Here is a 14,783-nt window from a genome sequence, read left to right as displayed (position 1 = left end):
AATGAAAAAGCCCGCCGGAACGCTCCTGGCGGGCGCAATACTGCGTCAGCCGGCCATTATCTCAGGCCGGCGGGCGATCCCGAAAAAATCAGGCCGCCACGCCCTTGAGCAAGGGCACGAGGCCGCCCCGCCCGTCGAGCGCGATCAGGTCGTCGCATCCCCCGACGTGGGTTTCGCCGATGAAGATCTGCGGCACGGTGCGGCGGCCGGTGATCTCCATCATCCTGCTGCGCTCGTCCGGCTTCATGTCGATGCGGATCTCCTCGATCTGCTCGACGCCCCTGGACTTCAGGATCTGCTTGGCGCGAATGCAGTAGGGGCAAACGGCCGTGGTGTACATCTTGACAGGCTGCATCTTTGTTACTTGGGGATGGGTCAGGCTTTTTCCAGCGGAAGGTTAGCGTCCCTCCAGGCCTTCAGCCCGCCGCCCAGCACGACAGCCTTGTCGTAGCCCAGGGTTTTCGCCGTGCCGAGGGCGCGCTTGGACCGGGCGCCGCTGGGGCAGACCAGGATCAGCGGCACGGTCTTGTTCTTCGCCACCTCGGGCAGGCGGGTTTCCAGCTCGTTCACGGGCACGTTGCGCGCGCCCTTGATGTGCCCGGAGGCGAATTCGTCGGCCTCGCTGACGTCGACGACGATCGCCTTCTCGCGGTTTATCAGCTGCACCGCGCTGTCGGGGGTGATGCCCCCGGCGGCGGTGGCGGCAAGCCCGGGCCACAGCAGCAGCGTGCCCGAGACGATGGCGATCAGCACGAGCGCCCAGTTGTGGGTGAAAAACGGCAGGACGTCCATTCGCAGCTCTTTCCTTGTTCTGCGCCGGGCGATTCCCGGCCAACCCGGGATTCTAGAATGTCGGGTTTCCCCCAACCTCCGACCGCCCTTGCCATGCACAAGCTCGTCCTGATCCGCCACGGCGAATCCACCTGGAACCTGGAAAACCGATTCACCGGCTGGACCGACGTCGACCTGACGCCGCTGGGCCTGGAGCAGGCCGTGCAGGCCGGCCGCCTGCTGAAGGCCGAGGGCTACGACTTCGACCTGTGCTACACGAGCGTCCTGAAGCGCGCCACCCGTACGCTGTGGCACGTCCTGGACGAAATGGACCGCACCTGGCTGCCCGTCGCCCATTCCTGGCGCCTCAACGAGCGCCACTATGGTGCATTGCAGGGCCTGAACAAGGCAGAGACGGCGAAGAAGTTCGGCGACGAGCAGGTGCTGGTCTGGCGCCGCAGCTACGACACGCCGCCGCCGGCGCTGGGTGACGACGATCCGCGCTGGGAGCGGGCCGACCGTCGCTACGAGAAGGTGAAGAGCGAGGATTTCCCCCGCACGGAATGCCTCAAGGACACGGTGGCGCGCGTGCTGCCGTTCTGGAACGAGTCCATGGCGCCCGCGATCCGCGCGGGCAAGCGCGTGCTGGTGGCCGCCCACGGCAATTCCATGCGCGCCCTGGTCAAGTACCTGGACGACATTTCCGATAACGAGATCGTGGGTCTCAACATCCCGAACGGGATTCCCCTTGTTTACGAGTTGGACACGCACCTGAAGCCCATCCGCCACTACTATCTGGGAGACGCCGAGGCGGCCGCGAAGGCTGCCGCGGCCGTGGCCGCCCAGGGCCGCGCCGCCTGAGCCTGCTTTTTGCGAGCCGGCACGGGTCTTGAATGGGCCTGTAGGACGCTCCTGCCCCAATGCTCGTTTTTTTCACACGACGCGGAGGCCCTGCGGGAACCCCTGATAGAGGGTGCGCATCTGAGAGGTTTCTCAGGTGTATATTGAAGTCGAGAGGACTGAAGACCGACCCATGAGCCACAAACTCAAGACCGCCGGCTGGATCACCGCAGGCGCCCTCGCCGGAGCGCTCACCACGGTCTCGCTGCAGACCGTTGCCCGTGGCTCACTCGCGCCGCTGCCGCTGGAGGAACTGCAACAGCTTGCTGCAGTCTTCAGCATGATCAAGACGGACTACGTCGAGCCCGTCGACGAGAAGAAGCTGATCACCGATGCCATTTCCGGCATGGTGTCCAGCCTCGACCCGCATTCGCAGTACTTCGACAAGAAGTCCTTCAAGGAATTCCGGGAAGGCACGTCCGGCCGCTTCGTCGGCGTGGGCATCGAGATCTCGCAGGAAGACGGCCTGGTGAAGGTGGTCTCCCCGATCGAGGGCTCGCCCGCCTTCCGCGCCGGCCTGAAGACCGGCGACCTGATCACCAAGATCGACGACACCGCCGTCAAGGGCCTGTCGCTGGCCGAGGCCGTCAAGCGCATGCGCGGCGAGCCGAACACCAAGGTGATGCTCACGATCTACCGCAAGGACGAGAATCGCACCTTCCCGGTGACGATCACCCGCGAGGAGATCAAGACCCAGTCCGTGAAGGGCAAGATCGTCGAGCCGGGCTACGGCTGGATCCGCCTGTCCCAGTTCCAGGAGCGCACCGTCGACGACTTCGTGCGCAAGGTGGAAGAGCTGTACAAGGCCGAGCCCAACCTCAAGGGCATGGTGCTGGACCTGCGCAACGACCCGGGCGGCCTGCTCGATTCCGCGGTCGCGATCTCGGCGGCCTTCCTGCCCGAGAACGTGACGGTGGTGTCCACCAACGGCCAGCTGGCCGAGAGCAAGTTCGTCTACAAGGCCGCGCCGGAGTTCTACCAGCGCCGCGCCGGTGCGGACCCGCTGCGCCGCGTGCCGCAGCAGCTCAAGAGCGTGCCGCTGGTGGTGCTGGTGAACGAAGGCTCCGCCTCCGCCTCCGAGATCGTCGCCGGCGCCCTCCAGGACCACCACCGCGGTGCCATCCTGGGCAGCCAGACCTTCGGCAAGGGTTCCGTGCAGACGGTGCGTCCGCTGGGTCCCGACACGGGCCTGAAGCTGACCACCGCGCGCTACTACACGCCGAGCGGCCGTTCGATCCAGGCCAAGGGCATCGTCCCGGACGTCATGGTGGACGAGACCGAAGAGGGCAACATCTTCTCCGTGCTGCGCACGCGGGAAGCCGATCTCGACAAGCACCTGAATTCCGGCCAGGGCGCCGAAAACAAGGATCCGCAGCGCGAGAAGGTCCGCGAGGAAGCCCGCAAGCGCGCCGAGGAAGAGGCCAAGAAGGGTCCCGCCGACCGCAAGACGGCGCCGGAATTCGGCAGCGACAAGGACTTCCAGCTCGTGCAGGCCCTCAACCAGCTGAAGGGCCGGCCGGTGGTGGTCTCCAAGACGCAGGTCGTGGAGAACAAGGAAGAGAAGAAGGAGAACTGATCCTTCTTCGGCTCTGACTGCAGAAAGCCAGCCTTCGGGCTGGCTTTTTCTTTGGCAGGTCCGAAACGGATCGGCCGGGGGATGGGACCATCGTCCAATACCGATCCAGGCCGCCGACGCCCGACAGTCGCGCCATGAGACGCCTGAACCTCCTTCTCGCGGCGCTGTGCCTGGCGCCCTCCCTCACCTTCGCCCAGGGCGGCACGCCGCCGCTGGAGGGCCGCCTGAAGAAGATCCAGGCGACCCGCACGATCGCGGTGGCCTACCGGCCCGATGCCCTCCCGTTCTCCTTCGAGGACGCCGAAAAGAAGCCGGCCGGCTACACGGTGGACCTGTGCCGCGCCGTCATCGCCAGCATCGAGAAGCAGTTGGGCGTGGGGCCGCTGAAGGTGCAGTGGGTGCCCGTGACAGTGCAGACGCGCTTCACCGCGATCGCCAGCGGCCAGGCGGACATGGAATGCGGCGCGAGCACCGTGACGCTCGGGCGCAAGAAGGAGGTCGGCTTTTCCTCCCTGATCTTCGTGGACGGCACCGGCCTGCTGGTGCTCACGACCACGCCCGGGTATTCGCTGATCGCGCTCATGGGCAAGAAGATCGGGGTCCTGCGCGGCACCACCAACGAAGCCGCGCTGGCCGAGGCCCTGAAGGGCATGTCCGTCTCGGCGACGACGGTGCCGCTGCAGTCGCGGGAGGAAGGCCTGGCGCAGCTGGAGTCCGGCGCCATCGACGCCCTCGCCAGCGACCGCGTGCTGCTGCTGGGCCTGGTGGCCAGGGCGAAGGACCCCAGCAAGACGGCCTTGCTGGCCGATGCGCTCTCCTACGAACCCTATGCCATCGCCCTGCCGCGCGGCGACTGGGCGATGCAGCAGGCCGTCGACACCGGCCTGGCGCAGGTCTTCGCCAGCCCCGCGCTGCCCGAGATCTACATGCGCTGGTTCGCCGGGCTGGGGGAGCCGAGCCCGGTCATGAAGGTGATCTATTCGCTGGGACGGCTGCCGCAGTAAGGAGGAAGGCGCCCGCCGGCCGCGCCGGCCGGAAAGTGGCGCCCGCGGTGTGGGCACAATGCGCGCATGACCGACGACCAGCTCCTGCGCTACTCCCGCCACATCCTCCTCGATGAAGTGGGCGTGGAAGGCCAGGAGCGCTTCCTCGCGTCGCATGCGCTCGTCGTCGGCGCGGGGGGCCTCGGCTCGCCCGTGGCCCTGTATCTCGGCACCGCCGGTGTCGGCACGATCACGGTCGTCGACCACGACGCGGTGGACCTCACCAACCTGCAGCGGCAGATCGCGCACAACCTGGAGCGCATCGGCCGGCCCAAGGCCGAATCGATCCGCGAGGCCATCGCCGCGATCAACCCGGAGGTGCTCGTGCGCCCGCTCGTGATGAAGGCCGACGCCCAGGCCCTGGCCGAACTGGTACCCCAGGCCGACGTCGTGATCGACTGCTGCGACAACTTCGCGACCCGCCAGGCGATCAACCGCGCCTGCGTCGAGCACGGCAAGCCTCTGGTGTCGGGCGCGGCGATCCGCATGGACGGCCAGGTGAGCGTGTTCGATCCGCGCCGGCCCGACAGCCCCTGCTACGCCTGCGTGTTCCCGCCCGACCAGGAGTTCGAGGAGACGCGCTGCGCCACCATGGGCGTGTTCGCGCCGCTGGTGGGCATCATCGGCGCGATGCAGGCCTCCGAAGCCCTGCGCCTGCTGGCCGGCGTCGGCACGTCGCTCGCGGGGCGCCTGCAGATGCTGGACGGCCGCAGCATGGAATGGACGGAAATGCGCTTGCGGCGGGACGCCGCCTGCCGCGTGTGCGGCACGCGGCGCGCCGCCTGAGCCTCACTCTTCGAGGCCGAGCAGGGCGACGACGGTCGCGGAGGAGCCCTGGGACGCCATCTCCACTTCGGCGTTGCCAGGCGCACCCAGCGCCACGAGCGCTGCAGCGAGCAGCGTGCCGAAGAAGACGATCGCGGATTGGAGGAACAGCTTCATGGAAAGCATAGTGTTCCAGGCCCGCGCCAGCGCGTCAGTCGGCCTGCTGCCGCGCACCGCGTCATCCCGGCTGCATCCGGCGCCGTAGGAGGCCTCCTACCCTCGCGCCCCGGGCCCGCTGGCACAATCCGCCCCTTCTTCGCAGAAGGAAACGGGCCCCCTCCCGGGGCCTGTTGCAGCGCGAATAGTGGAACTCGGAACGTACATCGTCGAAGACAACGCGACCATCCGCGCCAACCTCGTCGAGGCGCTGCAGGAACTGGCTGGGGTGAGGACGCTCGGTTGGGCGGAAACCGAGAACGAGGCGAAAGCCTGGCTCTCGGCACACCGCGGCGGCTGGCACCTGCTGATCGTGGACCTGTTCCTCAAGCAAGGCAGCGGCCTCGGCGTGCTCGAGGCCTGCCACCAGCGCGACCGCGACCAGAGGGTCGTGGTTCTGAGCAACTACGCGACGTCCGACGTGCGCAGGCGCTGCGCGCAACTGGGCGCCGACGCGGTGTTCGACAAGTCGAACGAGATCGATGCGCTGGTGGAGTTCTGCCTCGCCATGGGCGGGCAGGCCCCGGGCTGAGGCGCCGCGCGCTTCAGTCGATCAGCTTGTTCTTCAGCGCGTAGTAGGTCAGGTCGCTGTTGGAGGAGAGGTTCATCTTCTCCATCAGGCGCGTGCGGTAGGTGCTGACCGTCTTCACCGAAAGCGACAGGGCCTTGGCGATGTCCCCGGCCGTCTCTCCCTTCGCGAGCTTGAGGAAGACCTGGAATTCGCGCTCGGAGAGCTGCTCGTGCGGTGCGCCGCCTTCCTTCCGATTGAGCTGCTGCGCCAGCAGTTCCGCCACCGCCGGGGAGATGTAGCGCCGGCCGAGCGCGATGGTGCGGATCGCGTTGACGATCTCCATCGGCTCGCATTCCTTGTTCAGGTAGCCGCTCGCGCCCTGGCGAATCAGGTTCATCGCGTAGTGCTCTTCGGGGTAACCCGAGAGGATCAGGATGCCGACGTCGGGTGCTTTCGCACGGATCATTCCGAGCGCATCGATTCCGCTTTGCCCCGGCATGGACAGGTCCATGACGAGGACGTCCATTTCGGTCGTGCGCACGAGGTCGATGGCCTCGCGCCCGCTTGCGGCTTCACCAACGACGCGCAGGTCAACCTGTTCGGAGAAGAACTGTTTGAGGCCCGACCGCACGATGGCATGGTCGTCCACAATGCCCACTTTGATCATGCTTCACCTTCCACGTCAAGCGCGATTCATTGTGCCCCACTTCCGGATGGAAATGGCCTACCCTTGAGTCATGACGTGCGCGGATTTTATGCACATCGCTGAGTCTTTAGGGTGAAACTGCTCGCATCTTTCCGCCTCAGCCGCGGCGCCATCAGTCTGGTGCTCGCCGTGCTCGCCGCGCTGGTGCTCATCGGTATCAACGAGGCGGGCTACAGCGAGTCCACCGATGCACTCGATCGCATCGAGCAGTACACGCGCACGCGCAACGCCGTGAACCGCCTGCTGCAGCACATGCTCGACGCCGAGACCGGCTCGCGCGGCTACCTGCTGACCGGCGACCCGCGCTATCTCGAGCCGTACAACGCCGCCGTCGCGGAGATCGGCCAGCAACTGGACCGGCTGCGCAACGTCTATCTCCCCAACACGCCGGAAGCGGGCACGCTCAACGCGATGACGCTGAACGTGCAGCGCAAGCTGGCCGAGATGGACCTGTCGGTGCGCATGCGCAAGCAGGGCAACGAGGACGCCTGGAAATCCGTGCTGCTGACGGACGTCGGCAAGGAGCACATGGATGCCATCCGCGCCCAGGCGGCGCGCCTGATCGAAAGCGCGAGCGCCGGCATGGCCGCCGCCCAGGACCGCGTGGAACAGAGCCTGCGTTTCGCGCGCGCCGGCATTGCCATCGGCTCCACGGCCGCCCTCCTGGCCTTCGCCCTGTACCTGCGGCAGACCACGCGCCTGAAGCTCGCGGGCGAACAGCAGCAGGCCGCCCTGCAGCAGGAGCGCGACCTGCTGGAGTCGCAGGTGCGCGAGCGCACCGCCTCGCTGGCGCAGCTGGCCACGCACCTGCAGCAGGTGCGCGAGGAAGAGCGCGGCCACCTCGCGCGCGAACTGCACGACGAACTCGGCGCCCTGCTCACGGCCGCCAAGCTGGACGTCGCCCGGCTCAAGTCCAAGATCGGAGCGCAGTCCCCGGAGCTGAACCAGCGGCTGCAGCACCTCACCGAAACGCTCAACAGCGGCATCGCCCTCAAGCGCCGGATCATCGAAGACCTGCGTCCCTCGTCGCTGGCGAACCTGGGGCTCACCGCGGCGCTGGAAATCCTGGCGCGCGAGTTCTCCGAGCGTTCGGGGATCGAGATCGCCTGCAACCTGGAGCCCGTGCAGCTCGACGAGGCCGTGCAGCTCACCGTCTATCGCATCGTGCAGGAATCGCTGACGAATGTCGGCAAGTACGCGGAGGCGGCGCAAGTCGAGATCGGCGTGCGCGAGTACAGCAGCCACATCGAGGTCGAGATCCGCGACGACGGCAAGGGCTTCGACGTGCGCAGCACCAAGCCGTCCACGCACGGCCTGGCCGGCATGCGCCACCGCGTCGAGGCCGCCGGCGGACGGCTCACGGTGAGCTCGCAACCGGGCCAGGGCACGCGCATCCTCGCCAGCCTGCCCAAGGCGACCGCGGCGGCCCCCGCGCCCCTGGCCGAAGCCGCCTGAGCGCTGCGCAGTGGCCGTCAGCCCGCTCCTACAGATGCACCGACGCGCCGATGACACCCGGAAACGGCCCCCCCTGAACTCGGCATCGGCGGGTATCCTTAAGCTAGCCGCAGGCACGAATCGCCTGCGTGCCATGTGTTGAAGGCTTGCTTGGAGTTATCCAGTGTTGCACTACGCCGTCGTCTTCCTGGTCATCGCGCTGATCGCAGCGGTGCTGGGTTTTGGCGGCATCGCGGCGGGAGCCGCCAGCATCGCGAAGCTGCTGTTCCTCGTCTTCGTGGTCCTCGCGCTCGCCGCCTTCATCGCCAGCCTGAAGCGCAAGCCCTAGTCAGGCACCCCCACCATCACAAGAGAGGACCACATGAACGATATGCATGCCACGCTCGACAGCACCCGCAAGATGGCGGCCGACGCCCTCGACCGGGCCAGCGCCACGATGAAGGACCTGCGTTCCGGCATGTCCGATCGCGCCGCCATGGCGCGCGGGTACATGGGGGACTACGCCCGCAGGGGCTCGGGCTACGTCACCGAGCATCCGCTGAAGTCGGCGCTGATCGCCGCCGCGGTGGGTGCCGCCATCGCCGGCGTGATCATCGCGCTGCGCCACCGCGAAGAGCGGGACAGCTGGTTCTGAGGCTGCGCGTACCGTCCATGGTGCATCCCATCTTCTCGGTGCTGATCACCAAGCCGGAGCTGGTGATGGAGCACGTCGCGGGCTACGCCTCGCTCCTGCGCGAGGAAACGTCCTCCGTTGGCAAGGAAGTCGCGAGACGCGCGGTCGCCTGGGGCGTCACGCTGTTCGCCTTCCTCGTGTTCCTGATCCTCGCCGGGGTCGCGGTGATGCTGGGCTCGGTCCACGCCGCCTTCCACTGGACCCTGATCGTGGTGCCGGGCATCGCCCTGGCCCTCGCGGTCGGCGGTTTCATGGTGGCGCGCAAGCCCCTGCCCGAGAAGGCCTTCACGGAGCTGAAGGCACAACTCGACGCGGACGCGCAGGCCCTGCGCGCGATCAGCGCCAGGTCATGAGCGACGCATCCGACAGGTTGGCACGCAACCGCCAGGCGATCCTCGAACACATCGCGAAGCGGCAGCGCCGCCACGATCCGCGCGAGGAACCGGCGGAACACTACGACGACCCGTACGCGACGTTCGCGGCGTACGGGGAGCCGGACGACCTCGGCAGCGGCTGGTTCGGCCGGCTGCAGCACGCGGTGCGCACCTGGTGGCGCTACCACCCGGCCAGCATGGCCGTGGACCTGGCGTCGCCCATGATGCGCAGTTACGCGCGCCGCAAGCCGCTGCAGCTGCTGGCGATCTCCGCGGCCGCGGGCGCGGCGCTCACGCTGGCGCGCCCATGGCGACTGATCTCGCTGACCACGCTGGTCGTGGCCTTGCTGAAGTCCTCGCAGCTGTCACACCTGCTCATGGCGGCAGTGTCTGCGGCGGACTACCGCAAGGACAACGAACGGCCTGGATGAAGACATGAATCCGCCGCGGGGGAGACGGTGCGGCCTCCCGCGGCCTTCGGCAATCACCGCACCACACAAGATCCTCAATGCAGGAAGGGAGTTCAATATGAATCAGACCCGCACCATCGCCCTCGCGATCCTCACCGGGCTCACGCTCGTCACCAGCGGCTGCGCCATCACGCGCGGCCAGACCGACACCGCGACCTACATCGACGATCGCGCGATTTCGACCGCCGTGAAGACCAAGCTGATCGAAGACAAGACCACCGGCGGCCTGTCGATCAACGTCGACACGCTCAATGGCGAAGTCGCGCTGTCCGGTTTCGCCAAGTCGCAGGCCGAGAAGGACCAGGCCGCCCGCATCGCCGCCAACACCAAGGGCGTGCGCGCGGTGCGCAACAACCTCGTCGTGCGTCCTTGACCACGCCTTGCGGCGGACGGCGCTGCGCCGTCCGCGGCCAGGGCAGGCCGCCGCCTGGCGGGCCTGCCCTTTTTGTCTGCGCCACCGCGGAGGACTCGCGATGAAGACGTTCCACTGCCAGTTCTGCGGCCACCCGATCTTCTTCGAGAACGTGCAGTGCCTGCAGTGCGGCAGCGCGCTCGCCTTCCTGCCCGATCGCCTGAACATGAGCGCCATCGAGGAAGTGCCCGATGGCGGCGAAGGCCTGTGGCGGCCGCGCATGCGCGGCAGGAAGGTCTCGGGCGCGCGCTACCGCCTCTGCCACAACCACACCACGCAGAACGCCTGCAACTTCGCCGTGCCGGCGAGGGACCCGAACGAGCTGTGCGTGTCCTGCCGGCTCACGCGCGTGCTGCCGGACCTCTCCGTTCCCGAAAACCCGCTGCGCTGGTACCGCCTCGAGGCCGCCAAGCGCCGCATGTTCTACACGCTCGCGAAGCTGGGGCTGGTCTCGACCGATCCGCCCGCCGGCAGCGCGGACGGACCGATCTTCGAATTCCTGGCCGACCTGCCGGGGCAGCCGGTGATGACCGGCCATGCGCAGGGCGTCATCACGCTCAACGTCGCGGAGGCCGACGACGCCGAACGCGTGCGGCGCCGCGAGGAGATGCACGAACCCTATCGCACGCTGCTCGGCCACCTGCGCCACGAGTCGGGCCACTTCTACTGGGACCGGCTGGTCGACGAGGGCGGCCGCGTCGAGAGCTTCCGCCAGGTGTTCGGCGACGAGCGCCTGGATTACCAGAAGGCCCTGCAGGACCACTACGCCCGCGGCGGCACCGTGCCCGACTGGCAGGACAGCTTCGTGAGCCAGTATGCGACGGCCCACCCCTGGGAGGACTGGGCCGAGACCTGGGCCCACTACCTGCACATGGTGGACCTGCTGGAGACGGCCGCCTCGTACAACACGCGCCTGCGCATCCCGGGGCAGGAACAGGAGGTCGAGGAGGTGGTCAATCCGCTGGAGACGGGCCGGCCCGACTTCGACACGCTGGTCGACCAGTGGGTCCCCCTCACGCTGCTCGTGAACAGCCTCAACCGCAGCCTGGGCCAGGAGGATGCGTATCCGTTCGCGCTGTCCGCCGGCGCGCTGGACAAGCTGCGCTACGTGCACGACGTGATCGGCGAGACGTATTCGCGCGTGCCGGCGAAGGACGCGCAGGCACAGAAGAACAAGGACGGCAGCGAAGCGGAGGCGGTCGGACGATGAAGAAGGGCCGCGCTGCGCGGCCCTCCGCCCGAGAAGTGCCTGGGAGCCTGGGCTCCGGGCGCGGGCCCGTTCCCTGCCCCCAAGGCGCCTAGACCCCGGCGTCGGACTCCATCTCCTGCAGGATGCGCTCGAGGCGCGCGGCCAGCGTCTCGGTCGTCAGCTTCTCCCGGAAGCGCTCCACCATCAGCGGCAGGCTCAGCGGACTGGGGTGCCGCAGCGGCGCGAACTCCACCCGCTTGCCGCGCATGCGCTCCAGGGTCGCAGCCAGCCGCGAGAGCTCCAGCTCCTGGCCGAGCACCTCCTTCTCCGCCTGGTTCAGCAGCAGGTTGCCGGCGTCGTACTTGCGGAACACCTCGTAGAACAGGGCGCTGGAGGCCTGCAGCTGGCGCGTACTTTTCGGCTGCCCCGGATACCCGGTGGAGACCAGCCCCGCGATGCGCGCGATCTCCCGGAACCGGCGCTGCGCCAGCTCGCCCGAATTGAGTGAGGCCAGCACGTCGTGCAGCAGCTCGGTGCCCGAGAAGATCGCCTGGCTGGTCACCGGAGCGACGTCGAAGGGCGCGGCGCTCACCAGCTCCAGCCCATAGTCGTTGATCGACAGGCTGAAGGTGTTGGGCTGCTCGCGGGCCAGCCGCCACGCCAGCAGGCTGGCGAGCCCCAGGTGCACGTTGCGGCCGGCGAAGGGATAGACGTACAGGTGCTGCCCTTCGCGGGACCGGTAGGCCTCCACCAGCAGCGTGTCCGGCGTGGGGATCTTCGACAGGCGCTGCTGCGTGAGCAGCATGGGGCGCGCCGCCTCCAGCTCCGGCCCGGTGAACCGGCCCTGCGCCGCCTCGTGCAGCATCTCCAGCACCGCGTCGCTCAGTTCCGTGGACAGGGCCATCTTGCTGCCCATCCAGGTCGGCACCGTGCCCTTGTTGCGCGTGGCCTTGCGCACGTAGGCCACCATGTCGCGCACCCGCTCGAACTGCAGCAGCCTGCCGGCGAAGAAGAAGCAGTCGCCCTTGCGCAGCCGCGCGATGAAGCCCTCCTCCATGGTGCCGAGCAGCGCCCCGGTCAGGTACTTCACCTGCATCGCCGCATCGCTCACGATGGTGCCGATGCCCAGGCGGTGCCGCTTGGCCACCCCGGCATCCGGCACGCGGTAGATGCCTTCCGCGTCGCGCACGATGCGGTGGTATTCCGGGTAGGCGCCCAGGCTCTCGCCGCCGCGCTCGCAGAAGGCCACGACCCAGTCGAACTCGGCCCGCGAAAGGTCGCGGTAGGACCAGGCCGTCTTCACTTCCCCGAACAGCTCGTCGGCGCGGAAGCCGCCGCCCAGGGCGATGGTGACGATGTGCTGGACCAGGACGTCCAGCGGCTTGTCGGGGGCGACGCGCTTCTCCACGCGCCCGTCCTGCGCCGCCCGCCGCGCCGCCGCGGCCTCGACGATCTCCATCGTGTGCGTGGGCACCAGGGTGACGCGGCTCGGGCGGCCCGGCGCGTGGCCGCTTCGGCCCGCGCGCTGCAGCATGCGGGCCACGCCCTTGGCGGAGCCGACCTGCAGCACGCGCTCCACCGGCAGGAAGTCGACGCCGAGGTCGAGCGAGGACGTCGCGACGACCGCGCGCAGCGTGCCGTCCTTGAGCCCCTGCTCCACCCATTCGCGCGTGGCGCGGTCCAGCGAGCCGTGGTGCAGCGCGATGTGGCCCGCCCATTGCGGCCGCGCCTCCAGCAGCAGCTGGTACCAGGTCTCGGCCTGCGAGCGCACGTTGGTGAACACCAGCGTGGTGCCGGAGCGCTCGATCTCCTCCACCACCGGCACTTGCATGCCGGCGCCGAGGTGGCCTGCCCAGGTGTACTTGCCCGGGTTGGGCGGCAGCAGCGTGTCGATCACCAGGGTCTTCTCGATCCTACCGCGCACCAGGCGGGGCGACGGCCGCTCGCCTTCGCCGCACAGCACCCCCATCGCCTCCTCGAGATTGCCGAGCGTGGCGCTCAGCCCCCAGGTGACCAGCCCGGGATGGAAGCGCCGCAGCCGCGCCAGCGCGAGCTGTGCCTGCACGCCGCGCTTGCTTCCGATCAGCTCGTGCCATTCGTCGACCACCACGAACGCGACGCCGCCGAGGACCTCGCGTGCGTTCTCGCGCGTGAGCATCAGCGTGAGCGACTCCGGCGTGGTCACCAGCACGGTGGGCATGCGGCGGTCCTGCTTCGCGCGTTCGGCGCTCGGCGTGTCGCCGGTGCGCAGGCCGAGGGTCCAGTTGGGCGCGAGCTCGGCCAGCGGCTGCGCCAGCGCCTTGGCCGTGTCGGACGCCAGCGCGCGCATCGGCGTGAGCCACACTGCGCGCAGCGGCTCGGCCGCACGTCCGGGCGGATGAAGCCGCAGCAGCGCATCCAGCATGCCGAGCCACACCGCATAGGTCTTGCCGGCCCCGGTGGTGGCGTGCAGCAGCCCGCCGCGGCCTTCGGCCACGGCCTCCCAGACCTCGCGCTGGAACGGAAAGGGTTGCCAGCCGCGGCCCGCCATCCAGGCCGCGGCCCGGGTTCCGGGCGGCTGCTCGACTTCGCCCATCGCTCAGCCCCGCGAGATGCGGGCCGCGACCCGGCGGCCGAGCTTGCAAGGCAGCAATTCGTCCAGGCCGGAAGGAGGGACGGGGCGTGCGCTCATCGGGTTTCCGCGCAGGAGGATGGATTTGATCAATCGATTGTGACCGCACTACATTGGCGGCGGCGCCGAATCCCTGGCGGCAAGGAACCCCGATGAAGAGACGAGACACGCTGCTCGCGGCGCTGCTGGCCCCGGCCGCCGGCATCCTGCGCGCGCAGGGCGAATCGCCCCTGCGCATCGTGACCGGATTCGCGCCCGGCGGCGCGACCGACCGCGTCGCCCGCATCGTCGCCGAGAAGCTGCAGGCGAAGCTGGGCATGCCCGTGATCGTGGAGAACCGCACCGGCGCGGGCGGGCGACTCGCCGCGCAGCAGGTCAAGGGCACGCCCGCGGGCCAGAACGTGCTGATGCTCGCGAACCCCGCGGTGATGGTCGTGGCTCCGCTGGTGTTCAAGGACAACGGCTACGACCCCGACCGCGATTTCGTGCCGGTCTCGCACGTCAACGACTACGAGTTCGCGTTGAGCGTCGGCACGGCGGTCCCGGTGCGCGAGCTGTCGCACCTGCTCGCCTGGTTGCGCGCGAATCCCGACCAGGCCAACTTCGGCGTGCCGGCCACCGGCAGCCTGCCGCACTTCTTCGCCCTGATGGTGGCGCAGAAGGCCGGCGTGAAGGCGCAGGTGGTGGGCTACCGCGGCTCGGCGCCGCTGATCACGGACCTGATCGGCGGCCAGGTGCCGGTCTCGATCGACACCCTCGATACCGTCCTGCCGCAGCACGAGGCCGGCAAGCTGCGCATCCTCGCGACCTCCGGAACGAAGGGTTCGGCCATCGCGCCCAAGCTGCCGACCTTCCGCGAAGCGGGCCTCGACCTCGCCGGGACGGGCTGGAACGCCTTCTTCGCGCCGTCGTCCATGCCGAAGGCCGGCGTGCAGCGCCTTGCCACGGCCATCCGCGAGGTGATGGCCGATCCGGACACGCAGCGCCGCTTCAGCTCCGCGCAGATGACGCCCGTCGTCGCCACGCAGGCGCAGACCGAAGCCATGCTCGCGGCCTTTCGCGTCCAATGGGCGCCGGTGGTGCAGCAATCGGGCTACCAGCCCTGAAGGAA

Annotated in this window: 18 protein-coding genes; 13 read left to right on the top strand and 5 right to left on the bottom strand. The window is 68.6% G+C overall.

The genetic code is table 11. From position 1 onward, the window contains the following. Positions 1–88: 88 nt before the first annotated feature. Positions 89–355, bottom strand: coding sequence for a glutaredoxin 3 (gene grxC, locus JJ685_RS24035; protein ID WP_201676888.1), 267 nt, complete (start codon positions 353–355; stop codon positions 89–91). Positions 356–375: 20 nt separating this feature from the next. After that, positions 376–783, bottom strand: a complete 408-nt coding sequence (locus JJ685_RS24030) for a rhodanese-like domain-containing protein (protein ID WP_408015493.1) — start codon at positions 781–783, stop codon at positions 376–378. Positions 784–885: 102 nt separating this feature from the next. Between JJ685_RS24030 and gpmA the strand changes: the two genes are divergently transcribed. The 4 genes from gpmA (at position 886) to JJ685_RS24010 (ending at position 5,076) form a co-directional block, all read left to right on the top strand. Then, positions 886–1,632: a 2,3-diphosphoglycerate-dependent phosphoglycerate mutase gene (gpmA, locus tag JJ685_RS24025; protein ID WP_201676886.1), complete on the top strand. Its 747-nt coding sequence runs from the start codon at positions 886–888 to the stop codon at positions 1,630–1,632. Positions 1,633–1,804: 172 nt separating this feature from the next. Then, positions 1,805–3,247 (top strand): S41 family peptidase, encoded by a 1,443-nt coding sequence (locus JJ685_RS24020; RefSeq protein ID WP_201676885.1) that lies wholly within the window; start codon positions 1,805–1,807, stop codon positions 3,245–3,247. A 134-nt stretch (positions 3,248–3,381) separates the two neighbouring features. Beyond that, the gene (locus JJ685_RS24015) at positions 3,382–4,251 is read left to right on the top strand and encodes an amino acid ABC transporter substrate-binding protein (RefSeq protein ID WP_201676884.1); all 870 of its coding nucleotides are present in this window, start codon (positions 3,382–3,384) and stop codon (positions 4,249–4,251) included. A 66-nt stretch (positions 4,252–4,317) separates the two neighbouring features. Further along, complete coding sequence (locus JJ685_RS24010; RefSeq protein ID WP_201676883.1) at positions 4,318–5,076, top strand: HesA/MoeB/ThiF family protein; 759 nt, start codon at positions 4,318–4,320, stop codon at positions 5,074–5,076. 3 nt (positions 5,077–5,079) lie between these two features. Here the strand turns inward: JJ685_RS24010 and JJ685_RS24005 are convergent, their stop codons facing one another. Next, positions 5,080–5,232 carry a hypothetical protein gene (locus JJ685_RS24005; protein WP_201676882.1) on the bottom strand — a complete coding sequence of 51 codons (153 nt, stop codon included), beginning with the start codon at positions 5,230–5,232 and terminating at the stop codon, positions 5,080–5,082. A gap of 187 nt (positions 5,233–5,419) precedes the next feature. Between JJ685_RS24005 and JJ685_RS24000 the strand changes: the two genes are divergently transcribed. After that, positions 5,420–5,803, top strand: a complete 384-nt coding sequence (locus tag JJ685_RS24000; RefSeq protein ID WP_201676881.1) for a response regulator — start codon at positions 5,420–5,422, stop codon at positions 5,801–5,803. Between the two features lie 13 nt (positions 5,804–5,816). On the opposite strand, the gene JJ685_RS23995 is transcribed toward JJ685_RS24000, so the two are convergent. Next, positions 5,817–6,449: a response regulator gene (locus JJ685_RS23995; RefSeq protein ID WP_169418000.1), complete on the bottom strand. Its 633-nt coding sequence runs from the start codon at positions 6,447–6,449 to the stop codon at positions 5,817–5,819. A 111-nt stretch (positions 6,450–6,560) separates the two neighbouring features. Here JJ685_RS23995 and JJ685_RS23990 point away from each other — a divergent pair, with 111 nt between their 5' ends. The 7 genes from JJ685_RS23990 to JJ685_RS23960 all read left to right on the top strand — a co-directional run bounded on the left by JJ685_RS23990 (position 6,561) and on the right by JJ685_RS23960 (position 11,082). Further along, positions 6,561–7,943 (top strand): CHASE3 domain-containing protein, encoded by a 1,383-nt coding sequence (locus JJ685_RS23990; protein WP_330901832.1) that lies wholly within the window; start codon positions 6,561–6,563, stop codon positions 7,941–7,943. Between the two features lie 163 nt (positions 7,944–8,106). Then, complete coding sequence (locus JJ685_RS23985) at positions 8,107–8,271, top strand: DUF1328 domain-containing protein (RefSeq protein WP_201676880.1); 165 nt, start codon at positions 8,107–8,109, stop codon at positions 8,269–8,271. 33 nt (positions 8,272–8,304) lie between these two features. Beyond that, positions 8,305–8,577: a hypothetical protein gene (locus JJ685_RS23980; RefSeq protein ID WP_201676879.1), complete on the top strand. Its 273-nt coding sequence runs from the start codon at positions 8,305–8,307 to the stop codon at positions 8,575–8,577. Positions 8,578–8,594: 17 nt separating this feature from the next. Then, positions 8,595–8,969 carry a phage holin family protein gene (locus JJ685_RS23975; RefSeq protein ID WP_201676878.1) on the top strand — a complete coding sequence of 125 codons (375 nt, stop codon included), beginning with the start codon at positions 8,595–8,597 and terminating at the stop codon, positions 8,967–8,969. Next, positions 8,966–9,421: a hypothetical protein gene (locus tag JJ685_RS23970; protein ID WP_201676877.1), complete on the top strand. Its 456-nt coding sequence runs from the start codon at positions 8,966–8,968 to the stop codon at positions 9,419–9,421. Before JJ685_RS23975 ends, JJ685_RS23970 begins: the two co-directional genes overlap by 4 nt. 97 nt (positions 9,422–9,518) lie before the next feature. Continuing rightward, on the top strand, positions 9,519–9,833 hold the full coding sequence (locus JJ685_RS23965; RefSeq protein WP_201676876.1) for a BON domain-containing protein: 315 nt from the start codon (positions 9,519–9,521) through the stop codon (positions 9,831–9,833). Positions 9,834–9,933: 100 nt separating this feature from the next. After that, the gene (locus JJ685_RS23960; protein ID WP_201676875.1) at positions 9,934–11,082 is read left to right on the top strand and encodes a zinc-binding metallopeptidase family protein; all 1,149 of its coding nucleotides are present in this window, start codon (positions 9,934–9,936) and stop codon (positions 11,080–11,082) included. Between the two features lie 88 nt (positions 11,083–11,170). Here JJ685_RS23960 and JJ685_RS23955 read toward each other — a convergent pair whose 3' ends face one another. Next, a complete protein-coding gene (locus tag JJ685_RS23955; protein WP_201676874.1) occupies positions 11,171–13,636 on the bottom strand; it encodes a ligase-associated DNA damage response DEXH box helicase in 2,466 nt (821 codons plus the stop codon). A gap of 188 nt (positions 13,637–13,824) precedes the next feature. On the opposite strand from JJ685_RS23955, the gene JJ685_RS23950 reads away from it, so the two are divergent. Continuing rightward, positions 13,825–14,778 (top strand): Bug family tripartite tricarboxylate transporter substrate binding protein, encoded by a 954-nt coding sequence (locus tag JJ685_RS23950; RefSeq protein WP_201676873.1) that lies wholly within the window; start codon positions 13,825–13,827, stop codon positions 14,776–14,778. Positions 14,779–14,783 lie beyond the last annotated feature (5 nt).

Source organism: Ramlibacter monticola (genome assembly GCF_016722785.1).
Lineage (GTDB): Bacteria > Pseudomonadota > Gammaproteobacteria > Burkholderiales > Burkholderiaceae_C > Ramlibacter > Ramlibacter monticola.
The sequence above is the reverse complement of the archived record's forward strand: the minus strand, read 5'-3'. Positions and strand labels throughout refer to the sequence as shown.